The organism is Providencia sp. UF-224 (genome assembly GCF_058245955.1).
The window spans coordinates 241,432-259,595 of sequence record NZ_JBSICC010000001.1 but is presented as its reverse complement, the minus strand read 5'-3'; the positions used below and the strand labels follow the sequence as shown (position 1 = coordinate 259,595).

The 18,164-nt window shown below is 39.5% G+C and carries 16 protein-coding genes and 1 tRNA gene; 7 read left to right on the top strand and 10 right to left on the bottom strand.

The genetic code is table 11. The features are described from left to right. Window position 1 precedes the first annotated feature (1 nt). Window positions 2-2,398 (top strand): SGNH/GDSL hydrolase family protein, encoded by a 2,397-nt coding sequence (locus AC4IFO_RS01275; protein WP_490731181.1) that lies wholly within the window; start codon window positions 2-4, stop codon window positions 2,396-2,398. 263 nt (window positions 2,399-2,661) lie between these two features. On the opposite strand, the gene AC4IFO_RS01270 is transcribed toward AC4IFO_RS01275, so the two are convergent. From AC4IFO_RS01270 to AC4IFO_RS01260, 3 genes are all read right to left on the bottom strand, one after another. Next, a tRNA-Pro gene (locus AC4IFO_RS01270) sits at window positions 2,662-2,738 on the bottom strand. A 73-nt stretch (window positions 2,739-2,811) separates the two neighbouring features. Then, the gene (gene yejM, locus AC4IFO_RS01265; RefSeq protein ID WP_490731179.1) at window positions 2,812-4,527 is read right to left on the bottom strand and encodes an LPS biosynthesis-modulating metalloenzyme YejM; all 1,716 of its coding nucleotides are present in this window, start codon (window positions 4,525-4,527) and stop codon (window positions 2,812-2,814) included. A 21-nt stretch (window positions 4,528-4,548) separates the two neighbouring features. Further along, entirely contained in the window at window positions 4,549-4,776 is a 228-nt protein-coding gene (locus AC4IFO_RS01260) for a YejL family protein (protein WP_219247299.1), read from the bottom strand. Between the two features lie 241 nt (window positions 4,777-5,017). Between AC4IFO_RS01260 and yejK the strand changes: the two genes are divergently transcribed. Beyond that, a complete protein-coding gene (gene yejK, locus AC4IFO_RS01255; RefSeq protein ID WP_490731177.1) occupies window positions 5,018-6,019 on the top strand; it encodes a nucleoid-associated protein YejK in 1,002 nt (333 codons plus the stop codon). A gap of 141 nt (window positions 6,020-6,160) precedes the next feature. On the opposite strand, the gene rplY is transcribed toward yejK, so the two are convergent. Beyond that, on the bottom strand, window positions 6,161-6,442 hold the full coding sequence (gene rplY / locus AC4IFO_RS01250) for a 50S ribosomal protein L25 (protein ID WP_219247303.1): 282 nt from the start codon (window positions 6,440-6,442) through the stop codon (window positions 6,161-6,163). A 166-nt stretch (window positions 6,443-6,608) separates the two neighbouring features. Further along, entirely contained in the window at window positions 6,609-8,366 is a 1,758-nt protein-coding gene (radD, locus tag AC4IFO_RS01245) for a DNA repair helicase RadD (protein ID WP_490731174.1), read from the bottom strand. A 222-nt stretch (window positions 8,367-8,588) separates the two neighbouring features. Here radD and rsuA point away from each other — a divergent pair, with 222 nt between their 5' ends. From rsuA to AC4IFO_RS01230, 3 genes are all read left to right on the top strand, one after another. After that, window positions 8,589-9,296, top strand: coding sequence for a 16S rRNA pseudouridine(516) synthase RsuA (gene rsuA / locus AC4IFO_RS01240; RefSeq protein WP_490731172.1), 708 nt, complete (start codon window positions 8,589-8,591; stop codon window positions 9,294-9,296). 17 nt (window positions 9,297-9,313) lie between these two features. Continuing rightward, window positions 9,314-10,498 (top strand): Bcr/CflA family multidrug efflux MFS transporter, encoded by a 1,185-nt coding sequence (locus tag AC4IFO_RS01235; protein ID WP_490731170.1) that lies wholly within the window; start codon window positions 9,314-9,316, stop codon window positions 10,496-10,498. A 664-nt stretch (window positions 10,499-11,162) separates the two neighbouring features. Continuing rightward, window positions 11,163-11,504 (top strand): YejG family protein, encoded by a 342-nt coding sequence (locus AC4IFO_RS01230; RefSeq protein ID WP_490731168.1) that lies wholly within the window; start codon window positions 11,163-11,165, stop codon window positions 11,502-11,504. A 209-nt stretch (window positions 11,505-11,713) separates the two neighbouring features. On the opposite strand, the gene mepS is transcribed toward AC4IFO_RS01230, so the two are convergent. Next, the gene (gene mepS, locus AC4IFO_RS01225; protein ID WP_206082285.1) at window positions 11,714-12,298 is read right to left on the bottom strand and encodes a bifunctional murein DD-endopeptidase/murein LD-carboxypeptidase; all 585 of its coding nucleotides are present in this window, start codon (window positions 12,296-12,298) and stop codon (window positions 11,714-11,716) included. Between the two features lie 752 nt (window positions 12,299-13,050). Then, the gene (locus tag AC4IFO_RS01220) at window positions 13,051-13,650 is read right to left on the bottom strand and encodes a YrbL family protein (protein ID WP_490731166.1); all 600 of its coding nucleotides are present in this window, start codon (window positions 13,648-13,650) and stop codon (window positions 13,051-13,053) included. Window positions 13,651-13,981: 331 nt separating this feature from the next. Here AC4IFO_RS01220 and AC4IFO_RS01215 point away from each other — a divergent pair, with 331 nt between their 5' ends. Next, window positions 13,982-14,326 carry a YmdA family protein gene (locus AC4IFO_RS01215; RefSeq protein ID WP_490731164.1) on the top strand — a complete coding sequence of 115 codons (345 nt, stop codon included), beginning with the start codon at window positions 13,982-13,984 and terminating at the stop codon, window positions 14,324-14,326. 125 nt (window positions 14,327-14,451) lie between these two features. Here AC4IFO_RS01215 and yeiP read toward each other — a convergent pair whose 3' ends face one another. The 3 genes from yeiP to AC4IFO_RS01200 form a co-directional block, all read right to left on the bottom strand. Further along, window positions 14,452-15,024 (bottom strand): elongation factor P-like protein YeiP, encoded by a 573-nt coding sequence (yeiP, locus tag AC4IFO_RS01210; RefSeq protein WP_219247317.1) that lies wholly within the window; start codon window positions 15,022-15,024, stop codon window positions 14,452-14,454. A gap of 157 nt (window positions 15,025-15,181) precedes the next feature. Beyond that, window positions 15,182-16,426, bottom strand: coding sequence for a tryptophan permease (mtr, locus tag AC4IFO_RS01205; RefSeq protein WP_490731162.1), 1,245 nt, complete (start codon window positions 16,424-16,426; stop codon window positions 15,182-15,184). A gap of 152 nt (window positions 16,427-16,578) precedes the next feature. After that, on the bottom strand, window positions 16,579-17,016 hold the full coding sequence (locus AC4IFO_RS01200) for a nucleotide triphosphate diphosphatase NUDT15 (RefSeq protein WP_490731160.1): 438 nt from the start codon (window positions 17,014-17,016) through the stop codon (window positions 16,579-16,581). A 165-nt stretch (window positions 17,017-17,181) separates the two neighbouring features. Here AC4IFO_RS01200 and fruK point away from each other — a divergent pair, with 165 nt between their 5' ends. Further along, window positions 17,182-18,117, top strand: coding sequence for a 1-phosphofructokinase (fruK, locus tag AC4IFO_RS01195; RefSeq protein WP_219249385.1), 936 nt, complete (start codon window positions 17,182-17,184; stop codon window positions 18,115-18,117). Window positions 18,118-18,164: the final 47 nt, after the last annotated feature.

The following is an 18,164-nucleotide window of genomic DNA, read 5'->3' as shown; positions in this document are numbered from 1 at the left end:
AATGACGACATATAACACAAAAGATCCCCTTGGGTCTGCATCAGTAAAAAATCTGTATGACAACAGTGAGAACCTTGATAGAGCAGTCAATGATCGTGAAAGTGAAACTTGGACTGATAGACTCGACAATGAACGCATCAGCTGGCATGGGATGGAGATGCAGAATGGGCGATTAATTGAGAAGTTTAATCAAGATATGCTCAATGCTATTTTGGCGGCAGGTTATGCGCCAATTGGCACCTTTAAAGAGGGCGCTGAAGTTAAGCAACGTAATGAGGTTGTACTCTGGGAAAAGCCTGACGGAGATGGCGAATATTATCGTTGCGATGGGGAGCTACCTAAATTAGTGCCTGAGAATTCGACACCCGAAACAACGGGAGGAATAAAATCTGAAAGTAACCCCAATGGTATTTGGGTCGGCGTGGGAGATGCAAGCTTACGCGGTGACCTGAAAACAGAAAAAGGCGCGGCATTGGTTGGTTTGTCGCAAACAGAAAACTATCCCTCTGGAAGCGTCGGCGATGCGATTAAATCTATTCGTGTTAATATCAGTTCGCTAGGGCTGTCTGATCGACTAGAAGATGAGAATAAAAACGCAGTATTGCTTAATGAAAAGTTAAGTGAGTTATACCAGCGCGGTGTGACTGAGATTTACATGGATAAATCACCTCCGGTCAATCCTGGTTATAACTACCAAACTTATGTGTATGAACGGCGCGTGACACACATGACTGACTTTAAATTTTACGGCCCCGGTCAGTTCATAAGCTCCACCCCTTATAATGGCCTCTATAATGCACACATTGAAGATAAACTTTGCAGTGAGCCAATTTTAACAAACACATCAAACATCAAGATAAACAAGCTAAAAAAGAAAGATATTAAAGTTGTCGTCATGGGCGATTCTATTAGTTTAGATTGGGCTGATTCATTAACACTTGGAGTCTGTCAGTGGTCGATTATTAAATCTGCATTACAAGCGCAAAATCCAGAGCATACCTTTACTTTTATTAATCGTGCAATTGGAGGGCAGACATGGGCGAATGCGAATACAAAACCGACATCATTTAGGTCGCCTTGGTACACTGATCCTGCCAGAAACTGGACTGACTATATCGTTGATACTGATGCTGATATTGTACTGTTTGCTTTCGGGATGAATGATCGTAATAGCTTTAACGCTGGTACGATGATTTCGACTATCAATAAAGTACGCGCAGGATTACCATACGCTCACTTTGTTTTGTGTACTTGCTTAGTGCCATCCCGCGGCAGCACATACAACAACGGCTCCAGTTTTGATGGCCTTCGATTCCAAGAGGGTAGAAACTTTGCCGCTGGTTTCGAGAGAACTTATGGGCGATGGGCTGGCTTCTCTGTTTTTGACTTCAATCGTTATTTTGTTCAAGCTCGAGATGGTAAAGACCAAGTTGCATGTGAGTTGCAAGAAATCCCTAATCAAGAGCCAGTTAACGGGGCCTATACCGCCGATGCTTGCGTCGATTTTGCATTTGAATCTTTAATTTCCAACTGGGATAAAAGCAAGGTTATTTATATTAATAGCGGAGGAGATAGCTCAGAGGATTGGATCTATATTGGTGTCGATGCGTCGAATAACTTTGTTATTACTGGAAGAACCGAATATATGAATGCTTATTACAGCAAGAAAACTGATATTCAAGTTCCTTCGGGTGATTTCTGGCTAGTTGTTACAGTTATCAATAATGAGTGTAACATCTATATAGGCTTAGACCCCACGCAAGAACCGAAAGATGGCACGAATAATGTATACGTTACCTCATTCTATATGGTGCGACATGGCGGTACTGTTAGGCCAAAAATCGGCATGGGTGGCATTCAGTCTGGTAACATTTCAAAAATTCGCGTGATGTTAGGACAGCCAACACAGCGTAAGAAAATCATCACAGACCGAGAAATGTGGGGATTAGGAAATAATCTAGCAGATAGAAAAATTCCTTATGGCGGTAATGGTATCAACCATCCGAGCGGGCAGGGGTTAGCAAAAATCATCACACCAGTGATGCAATCACAGGATTTAAGGATAAAGTTCTCTCAGTTAGAATTACCCATTGTTCGGCAACCCAATGTTAACCCTTATATGGATAATTATCCGTCTGCTGTTGTTATTGACGGTATGATATATCTCAGTGGTGCTGTGTATGGCTCGGGAGCATCTCAGGGGGCAACGATATTCAATATCAGTCGCTATTCAGAATTTAATAAACCAACTCGATTAGTTCAAGCATTCGGTAACGGAGGTGGATCTGGGTGGGGCACAAGAATACTGCGAATTGAACCAAATGGAGATGTCAAAATAGAAGTTGGTGACAGCTCTCAGGGTTTACTGCTAGATAGTATTAGCTTTAACTTAATTTAAGCAAGCTGAAGCTGAGAGACTCGCTAAGATAGAAGCAGGGCGATTAGCGCAAGAAGAAGCTAAACGTGCAGCAGAGGAAGCGGAAAGGGCAGAGCAGGAAGCTGCGGAAAGTCAGTCACTGGATGATAAATCCTAAGAAAAAGAGGGGTAAAAGTCAGTGTAACCATGTCGGACTTTTACCCGACTTTTACCCGACTTTTACCCACCCCAAATTCATCACATAAAAAAACCAACCTTAAGCGGTTGGTTTCTCTATAAAAAGTTGGTCGGCATGATAGGATTTGAACCTACGACCCCCGACACCCCATGACGGTGCGCTACCAAGCTGCGCTACATGCCGAACTGCGATTTATACTACTCAATCTGATCTTAAAATCAAGAGGCTGCTATCGAGACTGGTTGATAATTAAGCACTAATTTTCATTAAAGCGTTTTAACTCAGTGAATATTTTCAGAAGCTCCGTCAAATTAGGTTTATCATCTTTTACCATAACACCTTGTTTATCATAAATATTAAACTGGCCATTGTGATCCATATACAGAGTTTGCGTATCAGTGGTAATGACCACATCATCATTATCCCCAGTAATCACCCAAGGATATGTACGTTGGTTGCTAAACAGATCCTCACCTTGGCTATAATCATCTGTTTGATTATTAACATGTAATAACCGTTGCATTAAGGTGGTCATGATATCTTGATGGCTAGTTAGCTTATTTATTTGTTGTGCAGGAGTATTTGGCCAGTAAATAAATAGCGGAACTTGCATTTTATCTCGATTAAACTGCTTGCCATCAAGCCAGTTATCCTCTTGTTTACCTTGGTTGTTATAATTCGCAGTGATAATTACGATAGTGTTCTCTAATCGGTTATCGCGTTTTAATGCTTCAATGACGCGATCAATTTGCTCATTAGTTTTAGCACTACCTGGCGTTCCTTTTATATTTAAAAAAGAGAACCAAGGAGAATCATGTTTGAGGTTATCTAGCCAGCTGGTCCATTGAGTAATCGTTAAGCCATCATTATCCGCTGTTTTAGCAGGTAATGAGTAATCCGATAAAATAGCTTGGCGGAATAATGGTGAGTTAAAGCCATCTGTTGAGAATAAACCAAATTGGTAACCTTGATGCTGTAATGCTTCTATCAAGACTGATGGGTGGCGTCCATTGAGAATATTATCAAGGTAAGTTGATGAAATTCCATAGAAAAGCCCAAATAAAGCAGTGTCGTCACGTAAACCCGTAGTATAGTGATTGGTAAACTGCGTACTCATTTTTTTGAAGTTGTTAAGAGCACTCATTGACGTTTGTTGGGCTTCATCACCCAAATCATCAACTACAAGTAACAGCAAATTGTACCCTGTACCTTGACTGTAGTAGCTCAACGGTTTGAGTGGGTAGTTAAGTTTTAGAGCTGTAGGGCTACCTTGCTGGAATACACGGTTTTGGTGTTCAGTCAGGTCAAGCAAACCATATTTATCCAATAACTTACGTGCAGTCATTGGTTGGGAGAGCGGATAGTTATAACGCTGCATGGTGATAGGACGGTAAAAATTCGCATCGGCCCACGCATACATTAAGTGCGTCATAATAAAAGTTACAATGAAAATACCCGCTAGAGGCTTACCAAAGGTTTGGCGATTTAAGCTGCGTAACTTTTGCCAGCTCCATGTTGCAAATAGCATTTCAACTAAGAAAATAATGGGAATACTGATAAACATCAGCTGCCATTCACGGGCCATTTCCCCTTTAGCGGGGTTGATAACTAAATCCCAGACTTGTGGTGTCAAATGAAGGCCAAACTGGCTAAAGACACGAATATCAAAGATAAGAAGCGTAATACCTGCCGTAGCAAGTGCAACGCAGATTAGCCTCAGCAGCCGCTGAGACATCACAATAAAGGTCAGTGGAAAAATAATGAGTAGGTATGCGGCAAAGACCACAAAACTAAAATGACCTAACCAACTGACGAAAGCATAGATGCGGCCAGTTAACGTGTCTGGCCAATCAAAAATAAACAGGTAACTACTACTCAGCACGAGGCTAAGCAGTATATTGAATAGTGCAAACCAGTGCCCCCAACCAATCATGTTAGAGACTTTGTCACGGTAGCGCTGATGGGTGACCATACTGTTTATTTCATTAATCAGTTAGTGTGATTTATCTTCTTTTACAGAAGAAAGTAATGCATTGGCAAACGATTCTGCAATCATTTTACGTTGTGCAGGAGCAACTGACGTATTGAGCAGGTTTGTTACCATATTACCTAACACCATCAGGGAAAGGTCAACAGGGGTATGGTTTTTTTCTAACACACTTACGAGGTCAGAGAGTAAACCTTCAACTTTGTCATCACTATAGCGAGATGATTGTGGCATAAATTGAGACATCCTAAATTAATGAAAGCTCCATATCATAGCGTATAGCCGCATGATTTTCTTCTTTCTTCGCAACAAATTTTTGTTTAAGTGATAATAATGCTTATTCAGATTCAAAAAGTGTGTATTAGTTCAGCATTTGGTGATGAAAAATGAGGCAAATGATAGTTTCTATTGCAGCGCATAGATATCAATGTTTGAATACGCGCGATAATATTTCTGCTAGAAGAAGGAGCCAACAATGAGTCTGGAAATTACCCAGATAGCTTTACATCAGTTGATTAAGCGAGATGAACAAACCTTAGAGGTGATGTTACGGGATTCTTTATTGACGGCGGATGATGTCGTACAGGACATGATGGCAGAATTGCACCGTGTTTATAGCGCAAAAAGTAAAGCCTTTGGTGAATTCAATGAAGAAAGTGAATTAGCTGATGCATTAAAGCTCTTGCGCAAGGGTGAAGAAGAATTTTTAGGTTTTAGCCGTGCGATGACGGTTCGTTTAAAGGATGAGCTAGCGAAATACCCGTTTGCGGAAGGTGGGATTGTTCTTTTCTGCCAATATCGTTACCTTGCCGTCGAATATTTATTGATTTCCGTTCTCAATAGCTGCGACAGCATGTTTGTCACGGATACATTAGATTTGGGGACAACACACTATTTGGATATCCCACACGCAGATATCGTTGCCCGAATTGATTTAACCGAGTGGGAAACCAATCCAGAGTCGAAGCGCTACTTAACATTCCTAAAAGGTCGAGTAGGGCGAAAAGTTTCTGATTTCTTTATGGATTTCTTGGCTGCATCTGAAGGCTTGAATGCAAAAGTGCAGAACAAAGGTTTAGTCCAAGCGTTGGACGACTTTTGCGATAATGCGCAGATGGATAAAAATACCCGCCAAGCGTATCGCCAACAAGTGCATAGCTACTGCACAGAGCAATTGCAATCTGGCGAAGAAATTGAATTACAAGCGTTGGCGAAAGAGCTGCCGATGGTAGAAGAACAAAGTTTTGATGATTTTGCTCGCCAAAATGACTACCAGTTGGAAGAGAGTTTCCCAGCAGATAGAGGGACACTTAAACAATTGACTAAATTTTCGGGTAGTGGCGGGGGAATTACCATTAGTTTTGATGCCATGTTGATGGGGGAACGTATTTTTTGGGATCCTGTGACAGATACATTAACGATTCGTGGTACACCACCAAACTTACGTGACCAGTTGCAACGTCGTGGTAGCAAATAAAATTCTTAGAGTAATTGGCTTCGTGTATTGATGGTTTGAGATTGGTGCACAAAATAATATCTTAGAAATAAATAACGCCGCAATTGCGGCGTTATTTACTCGGCGTCCCGAAAATTTCTAAAGCTCGGCTGTGGGCTTTAATTAAGCGCGCAGGAAGTCAATGTGCGTCACTTTTGGCTTAAATGGGTGACGTTGAACAGCCTGAACTTTTACTTTTGTTTCTTTACCATCGATAACCAGAGACAGAACTTCGTAAAATTCTGCTTTGCTTTCTTGGTTAATCACTTCATCGTGGTTCAGAGTGATAGAGATAGGCTCTTGGTTGCCACCGTAAACGATAGCTGGAAGCTGGTTATCTCTGCGCAGGCGGCGGCTCGCACCCTTACCCTGCTCTTTACGTTCAATTGCATTGATAGTTAACATTACTATTTCTCTATAAAAAGAAAATATAAATTCCTGCTACAGGCGACCCAGCAGCAGGTTCGAGATTTGGCCTAGGAATAACTCATTACAAGAAAGAGATATTTGAAGGCGGCGGCATTTTATCGAAAAAACCACCATCCAGCAATCATTAAGATCATTTATTGCGTTAGGAAAGGGCGTCTGAGATGCGAAATCGCCCTTGATAATCAAAAATTTTTTCTCTTATTTCCCAGAAACGGTCTTTTTTTCGAGCAACAATAAATTGAGGGTAACGTAATAATGATTGTTGTAAAATAATATCGTTTGCATCATTCCATTTAAATGGAACACCTGGCGCGCGTTGGTGTTCACGTAAAAAACGGTATTCAAACACACGGCGTTGGGCGGGGGTTGTTAAGCGATAACGCTCTGAAACACAAGTTCCATCTTCATCGAAATAGTTAATTTTAATCCACTCTCCTTTTGCATCACTGCCACTGATAAATTGCATACCACCGCATCGAATGATCAGCGCATCTTTTAATTTTAATGCGGCTTTAAGCATATCATCAGGATCAGTAAGCACTTCTTGGCATTTTTGACAACGACGAGCAGCGATATCATTTTCTGCACCACAGTGGGGACATTGCTTAAAGCGAAAGCGAAATTCACATTGTTGTTTCTGACCATTCTCATCTTCTTCCCAGCCTTGGCATCGGCGGCCATAGTGCTCAATAACTTGCCCATCAGAGGTACATTTACCCCAAAACACATTGGCAAATTGGCAAAGAGGGCAAAAAACTTGCACAGGGACACTGGATGAGTTTGGTTTGCTGCTACCGACTTCGGGGCGATATAAATCATGAGGGTTACCTGCATAATCTAAAATTAGGCATTGGGTTTTTCCTTCGCAAAGTCGTAAACCACGGCCCACAATTTGCTGATATAAGCTGACTGATTCCGTCGGGCGTAAAATTGCAATCACGTCAACATGGGGCGCATCAAAACCAGTTGTTAGAACAGATACATTGACGAGGTAATGTAATTCTCGCTTTTTAAATTGATTAATAATAGATTGCCTATCTGCGGCAGGAGTTTCGGCTGTGACTAAGGCCGCAGATTGTTCAGGTAAATAGCCTAAAACCTCTTTTGCGTGCTCGACAGTAGCTGCAAAAATCATACAGCCTTGCAATGGCATTGCATATTCTACAATCTGGGCAACGATTTTAGGGGTAATACGTTGCTGCTTTTTTAGTGAAAGATTAAGTTCTTGCTCACTAAAAATTCCCGCAGAGGTTAACGAAACTTGGCTAAAATCGTACTGTAGAACAGGCATATCTAGGCGTTCAGGGGGGACAAGAAACTTATTTTTGATCATATAATGCAGCGGTAATTCATAAATGCAATCACGAAAAAAACAGTTTTCATCACCACGAACGATACCATGGTAATGATATTGATAAATCCATCCGCTGCCTAAACGGTAAGGGGTCGCGGTTAAGCCTAAGATCCGCAACGCTGCATTACTTTTTTGTAAATGTTGAATAATTTGCTGGTACTGGCTTTTATCATTCAAACTGATACGGTGACATTCATCGATAATCACTAACGAAAACTGCCCATCAAAAGCAGCAAGATTACGTGCAACCGACTGTACACTGCCAAAAACCACTTTACTATGTGACTCTTTTCGGTTTAGTCCAGCAGCAAAAATATCTGCTTCAAGGCCATAAGCGAGGTATTTACTATGATTTTGCTCGACTAATTCTTTTACATGAGCCAAAACCAACACTCGCCCACGAGCAAGACGAGCTAATTCAGCAATCACCAAACTTTTTCCTGCGCCTGTAGGTAGCACAATAACGGCGGGCTGCGTGTGTTTGCGAAAGTAATGGATCGTCGCATCGACGGCTTCTTGTTGGTATGGACGTAAGGAAAAAGACATATTGCTCAATATTAGTTAAAAAAACAGGTGAATGAGGTTAAATTTAATTTAAAACAATGACTCTGTCTAAAGATACAGGTTGTTTCATGGAAACTATCCCTTAACTAGGGTTATTGTTATAATGAATTATGTGATAGCAATCACAGCAACCTTTCATTTATTATTCTGACAGTTGAGCGCTATTGTACGCTTCGCTGGCATTCCATCAAGTTAAGAGAATCTATGCGACTGGATAAATTTTTGTCCCAGCAATTAGGGATAAGCCGGAGTTTGGTAGCACGTGAGCTGCGTGCAGGTCTTGTGACGATTGACGGTGACGTTGTTAAATCGGGGTCATTTCAAGTCACGCTTGACCATGAAGTTGCTTATGATGGCAATGCGCTAGTGCAAGTTACCGGGCCTCGCTATTTTATGTTACATAAGCCACAAGGCTACATCTGTTCTACTGATGACCCAACTCACCCAACTATTCTCTATTTTATTGATGAACCCCTGGCGCAAAAATTACATTCTGCGGGGCGCTTAGATATTGATACAACAGGATTAGTTCTACTTACTGATGATGGGCAGTGGTCGCATCGCATTACATCGCCAAAACACCATTGTGAAAAAACCTATCGTGTTCAATTAAGTGAAGATATCGGCTCCGATGTTGCGAAGCAATTTGAGCAAGGTGTCATGTTAAACGGCGAAAAGTACCCAACAAAACCCGCTCAACTGGAAATTATAACGCCTCGTGATGTTCGCTTAACTATTAGTGAAGGCCGTTATCATCAAGTTAAACGGATGTTTGCTGCGGTAGGAAATCATGTTTGTGGATTACACCGTGAGCGAGTCGGGGATATTCACTTGGATGAAACCTTAGAGCAGGGCGAGTATCGCCCACTGACAGATGAAGAAATTAATAGCATAACTGTACCACGTAAATAAAAGCAGGAGTTTATAGAGTGCAACAGCAGCGTTCATCCTATTTGGGGCTGATTTTAATATTAGGCTTGTTGTCTATGCTAATGCCATTAGCCATCGACATGTACCTACCTAGCTTTCCGACGATGATGCATTATTTTAATGTAGATGAAGGGCGTATTCAGATGACGCTCAACAGCTACATTTTTGGTTTTGCGATTGGGCAACTTTTTTACGGGCCTATGGCTGACAGTATCGGTCGTAAACCAGTAATTTTAGGGGGAGTGGTTGTATTTGCTTTAGCATCAGCCGCTTGTGCAGTCACTGAATCAATTGATTCTCTTATTTGGCTACGTTTTTTGCATGGCTTTGCGGCAGCGGCAGCCAGTGTGGTGATCAATGCATTAATGCGCGATATGTTCACACGTGATGAATTCTCTAGAAGTATGTCATTTGTCGTCTTGGTGATGACTATTGCGCCATTATTAGCCCCGATTTTAGGCGGCGAATTGATGCGTTGGTTCTCATGGCATGCGATTTTCTGGAGCATTGCAATTGCGGCTGTGATTGCTGTGATCTTAGTGAGCTTTTTTGTGCGTGAAACACTCCCTGTGGCAAAAAGGCAAAAGTTTCATGTGGGAACGACGCTACGTCAATTTGCGACCTTATTTAGAGCAAAACAAGTGTTGTTCTATATCCTTGCCAGCTCATTTTCATTTGCAGGCATGTTTTCATTCTTAAATGCCGGAGCATTCGTTTATATCGACTTAAATGGTGTTTCCCCACAACATTTTGGCTACTATTTTGGCATTAACATTGTCTTCTTATTCATTATGACAACCATTAATAGCCGCTATGTTAGGCATTTTGGCGCGGAAAAAATGCTCTATTTTGGCATTATCATCCAATTTATTATGGGTATCTGGCTATTAGCGACAACAGCGTTTAACCTTGATTTTTGGACGTTAGTCATTGGTGTCGCTATTTATGTCAGTGGCATCGCGATGATTACATCTAATGCAATGGCAGTGATCCTCGATAACTACCCTCATATTGCGGGAACGGTTTCATCTTTAGCGGGAACCATTCGTTTTTCAATTGGTGCACTAGTCGGAACATTATTATCATTGATCCCCGCTAAGAATGCGTGGCCGATGGTTGGTTCGATGGTAGCTTGCGTTGCTTTATCAATGCTCTTTGTTTTATTAGCCAAAAAGGCAAAATAATCTTTAAGTTATCAGCTTCATGGATGAAACTGATAACTCCGTTCTTAGGTTTCACTTCCCTGATTATTCTTATTTTTCCTTAAGTTATCTTTTATCATTCACATTAAGTTGAGTTTTCTCGGCTCTATTGCTCGGTAATTACGATTAGTTTATCTATGGTATTAAAATACAAGATGAAAAATGATCTAAATCAATTATCATTATTGCGCTTTTTGTTAAATTTATGTTTTATCTGTCACTCGAAATAAGGGTGATTAAGTTAACTGAAAAGTCACGCCACATCAAAAATCTGAATGAATATTACTAATTTAATTTGGCAAATGTAAAAAACAGTTGATTGAATTATTGTTGGTGTTGATAAAAATCGTCAAAAATAATTTAATTTTTAATATTTTTAGCAGAAAAATGCACATGCAATGATTTGTGTCACAAAAATTTAACGACACACCATAATTTTAATGTTATATTTAGCTTCTAATTTTTAACATTATCGTTACTTTTTTATGTGCTAAATCTTCGGTTTGAACGAGTAATTTTTGAAAGCAAGAACTTAACTTTCAAAAAAAGGCACTAGCGATAGAGTAGTTGACTTAGTGTTAGGTAAGTATGCGGGGCTCTTCCCTGTAATTAGGCAAAATACCAATTGTTTTTATAGGATATTTTTGTGGAAAAATTAGGTCTTTCGGTGGTGCACAGGCTACCGCAAAGCTACCGCTGGTTATCAGGGAAAATAGGGACAGACGTTGAAGTTGTTCCTATGAATGATGCTGATAGCGATAACCTTGTGGGGCTAAAATTGCTTAGTCATGACTGTGCAACAGATTGTATAGCGATGCAGCAGTTGTCTGAATCGTTATCTGATATGCAAATTTCAAGTTCCATTTTAGAATGGCAGAAAGAGGTTTGCCTATTTATTCATGCAAATGATGAATTAGCGGCTATGTGTCGTTTGAAGGCTACGGGTGTGGCAATCGCGGAATTATCCTCAGGTTTTTATTGCGCTTAGTTAGCGCAAACAGTGGTATCTTTAATGAGTGAATACAATATTTACTCATTTTATGGTGGTTAGTGAGGGTTGCTGTCTATACCAGATTTCAATAGATTGGCTTGGTAATAATGCTGTGCTAGTTTTTTACCTAACAACAAGATTACCAATAAAAAAGCTTCCAAATTTGGAAGCTTTTTTATTGGTAAGGGAGGGAGGTTTACTGATGATTACGAGCCATTAATAATACGGCGGCTTGCGTAATATCTTTTACTCCAGTAACTGTTAGACATTTCAGAGACAATAACACCACTGCTAGTTGATGCATGAACAAACTTCTCATCACCAATGTAAATGCCAACATGTTTCATTGTGCGACCTGTTTTAAATAAAACAATGTCACCCACTTTTAAATTATTGCGTTTTACGCTTTTACCGGAAGACTCTTGTTCTGAAGTAGTACGGGGTAATTCAACACCGAATTGTTCAAAAAAGGTACGTTGAACGAAGCTTGAACAATCAATGCCGCTTTTCGTTGTTCCACCTAATCGGTAAGCAACGCCTTTCCAGCTTGCGTATTGATTCATGATTTTAGATTTAGTGTCAACACTTTGTACTAATTCTTCAAATTCGTCTTGGGATGCCATTGTTAAAGAGTCGCCTGCAGCACCATTTAACATACGAACATCTGATTTAGCGGTATATTGAGTATTTTTTGTCGACTTCGGGTTAGTACATGCTGTGAGTGTAACGGCAATAGCAACTGCCGGAACAATGCGCCAAGCATAGCGCTTAAGTTTTTCAGAGGTTAACATTCTTATATATATCCCTTACCATTTTCTTTATCGCATTATTGTGTAAAGAGACACAACAAAACTAAACTTTTCCCTGTGAAAAACGCATTAATGATAACAGTGTGTTTTTCGCAGAAAGTGTTTATCACATTACCTAAATCTAAACTGATTTAGAGGTTCTAACGACCTTATTGAGTATAGATTAAAGCTCAATATTTGCTAATTCAGTTATGCTTGAATTTAGTACCGTAACAGCCCGAATACCAAACCTTAAAGAGCATACATAAACAAAGCCGAAATGGCGAGGTAATAGGGGGATAATTTACAAAACATTAGATAAAAGTGCATATTCTCCATTGGTTTATGTGATTATCGTCATATATAGCGTACTTATGCGTGTAAGCACGACGATTATTAATAATAAAATATGATCTTTCTCACATTTATTATTAGTGCGTTTCAGTTTATTTACTTAATAAGCGCTCTTTAACGTCCGAATGTAAAGAAGTTTAAGTTTTTGTCTGAAGAATTTGAAATATTGAGGAATTAGCTGATTAGAAAATGATGATTTATTGTCCGCTGGTGATTTGTTGACCAATAATAAATTGTAGATTCAATTACTACTGTATATTTATCAGTAATTGTTGTGATGCAGGATAGAAATATAAGAAAAAGGAATAATATATAATTACTCCTGAATTATAAAAACTATTCAAATTATCGAATAAGTATTAAATAAAAATGACAGTTCGAAAATTATAGAAAATTGATATTTATAATTTGACATGAAAATCTTTGTATAGTCGTTTTTCAAAATCAGAGAAACGACGGTTTAAAGTCGAGCGTGCAATAGTGGATGAAAAATAATCGAGGGGGATTAAATTAGATGAGCCTAGATTGTCGATAATTAAAAACTTTCCGTGGGGTTTATAACCTAATTGATAGACAATGTTGTAGGTTTTTAACGCCATGGTTGCAATGGCTTCTTTATAAATTGTTTTTTTGAATTCCCTATAAGCAATTTTCATGTTTTGTTGGTGTTTTAGATATGCATTTTTATTTTTAAGATAATAATCTAAAGTATGGGATACATTCCCTGTTTTATCCTTAATTAATTGAAACACGTAACCTAGCCCAAGATTGGTTTCTTGAGTGCCAAAGTAGTGAGAAATGGTTGTTGCTTGCTCTCCCTTTCGGTAAAGGCGTTTATAGTAGCGTACTTCTCTTAGTGTTTCTTTGTCATCACGGCCTTTTAGATGAATTTTGATGCAAAGCTCATCATCGTCAGGGTGCTGATAGCAGGCCCTTTGCCGTCCAGACGCAATCAAATTGGTAGGTAATAAATTAATTTTGTAGTTGAGTTTTTTTTTCATATTGAACAACACTATTTTTATCACATTGAATACAGATAAATAAAGAAAACGTTAATTTCGACGTTTATTATTACATTTTCGACTCATTTTAATAGATTGAATTTTCTGTGTGTAGCAATACGTGTGGTAATAAAAAGTGTGATCCAGTCTAATAATTTTATATTGGATATAATTCAATATGAAAAATAAAAAACTGCGGCCATAAGTGAAATCTCTCGCTATTTATTAAGAATAAGATGTCGTCCTCATTCAGTTGAACTGAATTATTCATTTTAAGAGTAAATAAATTACTAAAAATGACGATAACTTAATTTTAAGAGGAAATTTTTCCATGAATAGCTTAGTAAAAAAAATCACAGCATCTTTTTTGGCCTCAATGGTATTAACAACTAGCTTTTCTGTATTGGCTTCACAAAACAGCGACCAAAAGCGCTCTAACTCTGCTGTTATCCGCTTTACTGGGGCAATAGTGGCTGCTCCATGTGTTATTGGAACGAATGACAACTTTATTGAAACAAAGTGTTGGAGTGACACAGGAAAGGAAAAAACAAAGTCAGTTGATATTTCCAAGTTGAAAACAACCGAACAGGTATTGCCTAATTTGAAGGGTACACAACAATTTAACTGGATTAATAAAGAAAAAACGATGGGTATTTACACCGTTAAGTATGATTGATTCCAATAAATACATGGAATAAGGAAGTAGTCGGCTAGGAGAGTGCCATGTTCAATAAAAATGTATGCCTATGAGTATGTTATTCATAGGCATAAGAATATAGATGTTATTTTGCTGAAATGTGATTAGTCACAACGGCCCATATAGCGGCGCTCAGGGATATGAATACGAATTTTTTCACCGCTGGTGAGGTATTCAGGAACCTGAACGGTCAAGCCCGTTGCCATCGTTGCCGGTTTAGTACGAGCACTGGCAGAGGCACCTTTAATGCCAGGTGTTGTTTCAACAATAACCATATCAACAGTTTGTGGTAATTCTAGCGCTAAAACTTGCCCATCCATCGTTAGAACTTGCATACCCGGTAATCCCTCTTCAGGGATAAACAGCAGTTCATCTTCAATATCTGCTTTTTTGAAAATATACGGCGTGTAGTCTTCGTTATCCATGAAAACATATTCATCACCATCAATATAAGAAAAGCTAACACCACGGCGAGTTAACGAAATCGTTTCTAAAATGTCATCGCCTTTAAAACGCTCTTCAACTTTTTGGCCTGTTTTGATATCAGTAAAGCGCATTTTGTATAATGTACTGGCTCCACGAGCACTAGGTGCTTGAATATCAATATCTTTAACCAGCAATAATTTGCCATTATAGTTGATCGCTAAACCACGTTTGATTTCGTTGGCCTTGGCCATAAATAACCTTCTTCGGTATTGTCAAAAAGAGTGCGACAAAATTACTCGCACAAACGCGATTAGGCAAGATGTTGAGGTCAATTTTCAGTGAAAATTTTTTGAAAAAATACAGATGGGAAATAATATAGCCCCGTAGGGCTATATTAAGAACGGCAAATTAGTAAATAGGGAGTAGGCCAGCCAAAGACATGATGTGTGCAACGGCGTTGATCAAACCAAATAGAATGACAAAACCGATAACTAATATGCCACCAGGTGCTTTGTAACTGTTGTTTGGATAACGTTTCCGGCTTGCTTTTGCCATTAATGCAGGGACAATCACAGCCCATATTGTTGCTGCTAACCCAGCAAAACCAATCGCGTAAATAAAGCCATTAGGGAAAATTAATGCCAAAACTGTTGGCGGGATAAAGGTGATTAAAATAGATTTCAAACGCCCTTGCTTGTCATCTGCGAATTTGAAGAAGTCAGCAATAAAATCAAATAAACCTAGTGACACACCTAAGAAAGAACTTGCCAATGCCATATACGAAAACAGATTCAAAAATTGGGAAATAAAGCTACTTTGTGTAGAAATATTCATCTGAGTCAGTAATGCATCGATATTGTTACCGTTTTCTCTGATTTCGATAAACGATGAACGAGGGATATTTCCTTGGATCGCATACTGCCATAAAATGTAAATAACAACCGTAATAATGGCACCGTAAGTTAAGCTTTTAACTACACTACGGCTGTCTTTATTATAGTATTTTACTAGTCCAGGTACGTTACCGTGGTAGCCAAATGAAGTTAACAGGTAAGGCAGTGCGGCTAAGGCATAAGGTAAATATTGTGTGTCGTTTTGTTCTACTTGGTTAAATAAAATGGCAGGTGAAGCGGTTGTGATCATCCCACCGATAGACATGATAAATGTAATAACCATCCCGCCAATTAAAATAGTGCTTAGTCTATCCACTGCACGTGTCGATAACCAAACGAAAAATGCAACAATAAACGCAAAAACCAAACCTGCCCCAGCTTGTGGAATTTGAATATGTTCTGCTAAGTTTGCGGTAATTATAGAACTGCCCGCAGAAATATAAGCATAAGTTAGAATATACAGAACAAAAGTCACCGATAAACTGTTGATAGTATTCCAACCGGTACCCAATAAATCTTTTACCATGGTATGAAAGCTAGCGCCTGCTGGGTAATTCATATTCGCTTCTAAAATCATTAGCCCAGAAAGTAACATACAAATAAAGGTATAAATTAACAGGATAATAGAGCCTGAAAACCATACGCCTGAAGTCACCATTGGAATTGAAAACATGCCTGCACCAACTGCGGTACCTGCAATGATCATTGCGCCCCCTAATATAGAAGGGCTTTTTGGTTGTGTTGTCCCATTAACGGCCATGGTGGCTCCTAATAAATTGTTTCACTGTACTAGCTAAATGATACGGTAGTGGCAAAGTATTGTAAATAAGGAAAATAAAATAAACTGAACAATTTGAAAGAGATGGTGAAGAAACATACAAATTAATTTAATTTGTATGTTTTATATGGGAGTTAAATAGATTGGTTGTAAAAGCGCTGATTTAACCAAAGGTTGATGGCATTACGGCTTGCCTCAAAATGGGGTTCTGGCAGAGAATCAGGAAATACCCATATAAGGCTTTCGCATTTATCGTCTTCCATAATTTGCGGTTGCTTGTCGCCGTTATATTCGACATGCAGACAAATGGAAACGGTATGCTTGCCTTCTTGCTGATAAGTTTGCAAGTTATTGCTGATACCAAATACACGAGGTGCTGCGATATCAATGCCAATTTCTTCTTTTATTTCTCGGATAGCACAGGCTTCAAATGTTTCCCCCGGGTCGACGTGCCCACCAAAAATAGACCAGTAGGGGGCGTGTTTGCTGCTACGCTTACCCAATAAAACCTGCCCTTGTTTGTTGGTAATGATAACGCCGACGCCAACAACGACGTTTATTGGCTGAGACATATTCTCTCCTTTTTCTTTTTATTTTCAGCGCGAAGATTTTGCCATGGGATAGGCGAAAAACAAGCAGGAAAAAGTATAAATAGCACTGAAAACAACACGTTTTAATGTTATAACTATGGCATACATCTAATGATATGATAATCATGATAAGGGAGATTAGTGGTTATGACTCGCCGGGTTGCTACAATTACATTAAATCCTGCTTACGACCTTGTAGGGTTGTGCTCGTCTATTGAAGTGGGTGAAGTTAACTTAGTCAAAACCGCTAGCCTGAATGCCGGAGGAAAAGGAGTCAACGTAGCGAAAGTGCTGCGTGATCTGGGCATTGATATTACCGTTAGTGGTTTTATGGGAAAAGACAATCAAGAAGAATTCCAACATTTCTTCAGTGAAAATGGCATGGCAAACCGTTTTAGTATGGTGCCTGGGCGAACACGTATTAATGTCAAACTCACTGAAAATAATGGGAAATCAACCGATTTTAATTTTTCTGGTTTTGATGTGAGCAAAGAAGACTGGAACCGTTTTTCAACGGAATCATTAAATTGGTTAGGTCACTTTGATATGGTGGTGGTGAGTGGAAGCTTGCCTAACGGTATTGATCCAGAAGAATTTACCCGTTGGATGACTCGCTTACGTCAATTGTGCCCATGTATCATTTTCGACAGTAGCCGTGAAGCATTGAAAGCGGGCTTAAAATCCTCGCCTTGGTTGGTAAAACCGAATCGTCATGAATTAGAAAGTTGGGTTGGGCGCAAACTACCGGATTTAAAAGATGTGATTGCAGCGGCACATGAGCTAAGAGATAAAGGCATTTCTCATGTCGTCATTTCATTGGGTGAGGAAGGGGCATTGTGGGTTAATGCTTCAGGCTCTTGGTTAGCTAAGCCGCCACATTGTGAAGTCATCAGTACAGTCGGAGCGGGCGACTCGATGGTTGCCGGCCTTGCTTACGGACTCCTCAATGGTGAATCAAGCGAGCACACATTGCGCATGGCCACTGCAATTTCGGCGTTATCAGTTTCACAAGCAGATGTCGGTTTAAAGAACCGCAGTAAGTTAGCCGACATGATGGCTAAGATTGAAATGAAGTCGCTGTAATTACTGATTGTTTGAAAAGAAACCCCGCGTTATTTATTACGTGGGGT

Excerpts from the sequence above, each read along its gene's own strand:
- AC4IFO_RS01275 (WP_490731181.1), top strand. The coding sequence starts at position 2 with ATGACGACATATAACACAAAAGATCCCCTTGGGTCTGCATCAGTAAAA.
- yejM (WP_490731179.1), bottom strand. The coding sequence starts at position 4,527 with ATGGTCACCCATCAGCGCTACCGTGACAAAGTCTCTAACATGATTGGT.
- AC4IFO_RS01260 (WP_219247299.1), bottom strand. The coding sequence starts at position 4,776 with ATGCCACAATCATCTCGCTATAGTGATGACAAAGTTGAAGGTTTACTC.
- yejK (WP_490731177.1), top strand. The coding sequence starts at position 5,018 with ATGAGTCTGGAAATTACCCAGATAGCTTTACATCAGTTGATTAAGCGA.
- rplY (WP_219247303.1), bottom strand. The coding sequence starts at position 6,442 with ATGTTAACTATCAATGCAATTGAACGTAAAGAGCAGGGTAAGGGTGCG.
- radD (WP_490731174.1), bottom strand. The coding sequence starts at position 8,366 with ATGTCTTTTTCCTTACGTCCATACCAACAAGAAGCCGTCGATGCGACG.
- rsuA (WP_490731172.1), top strand. The coding sequence starts at position 8,589 with ATGCGACTGGATAAATTTTTGTCCCAGCAATTAGGGATAAGCCGGAGT.
- mepS (WP_206082285.1), bottom strand. The coding sequence starts at position 12,298 with ATGTTAACCTCTGAAAAACTTAAGCGCTATGCTTGGCGCATTGTTCCG.
- AC4IFO_RS01220 (WP_490731166.1), bottom strand. The coding sequence starts at position 13,650 with ATGAAAAAAAAACTCAACTACAAAATTAATTTATTACCTACCAATTTG.
- AC4IFO_RS01215 (WP_490731164.1), top strand. The coding sequence starts at position 13,982 with ATGAATAGCTTAGTAAAAAAAATCACAGCATCTTTTTTGGCCTCAATG.
- yeiP (WP_219247317.1), bottom strand. The coding sequence starts at position 15,024 with ATGGCCAAGGCCAACGAAATCAAACGTGGTTTAGCGATCAACTATAAT.
- mtr (WP_490731162.1), bottom strand. The coding sequence starts at position 16,426 with ATGGCCGTTAATGGGACAACACAACCAAAAAGCCCTTCTATATTAGGG.
- AC4IFO_RS01200 (WP_490731160.1), bottom strand. The coding sequence starts at position 17,016 with ATGTCTCAGCCAATAAACGTCGTTGTTGGCGTCGGCGTTATCATTACC.
- fruK (WP_219249385.1), top strand. The coding sequence starts at position 17,182 with ATGACTCGCCGGGTTGCTACAATTACATTAAATCCTGCTTACGACCTT.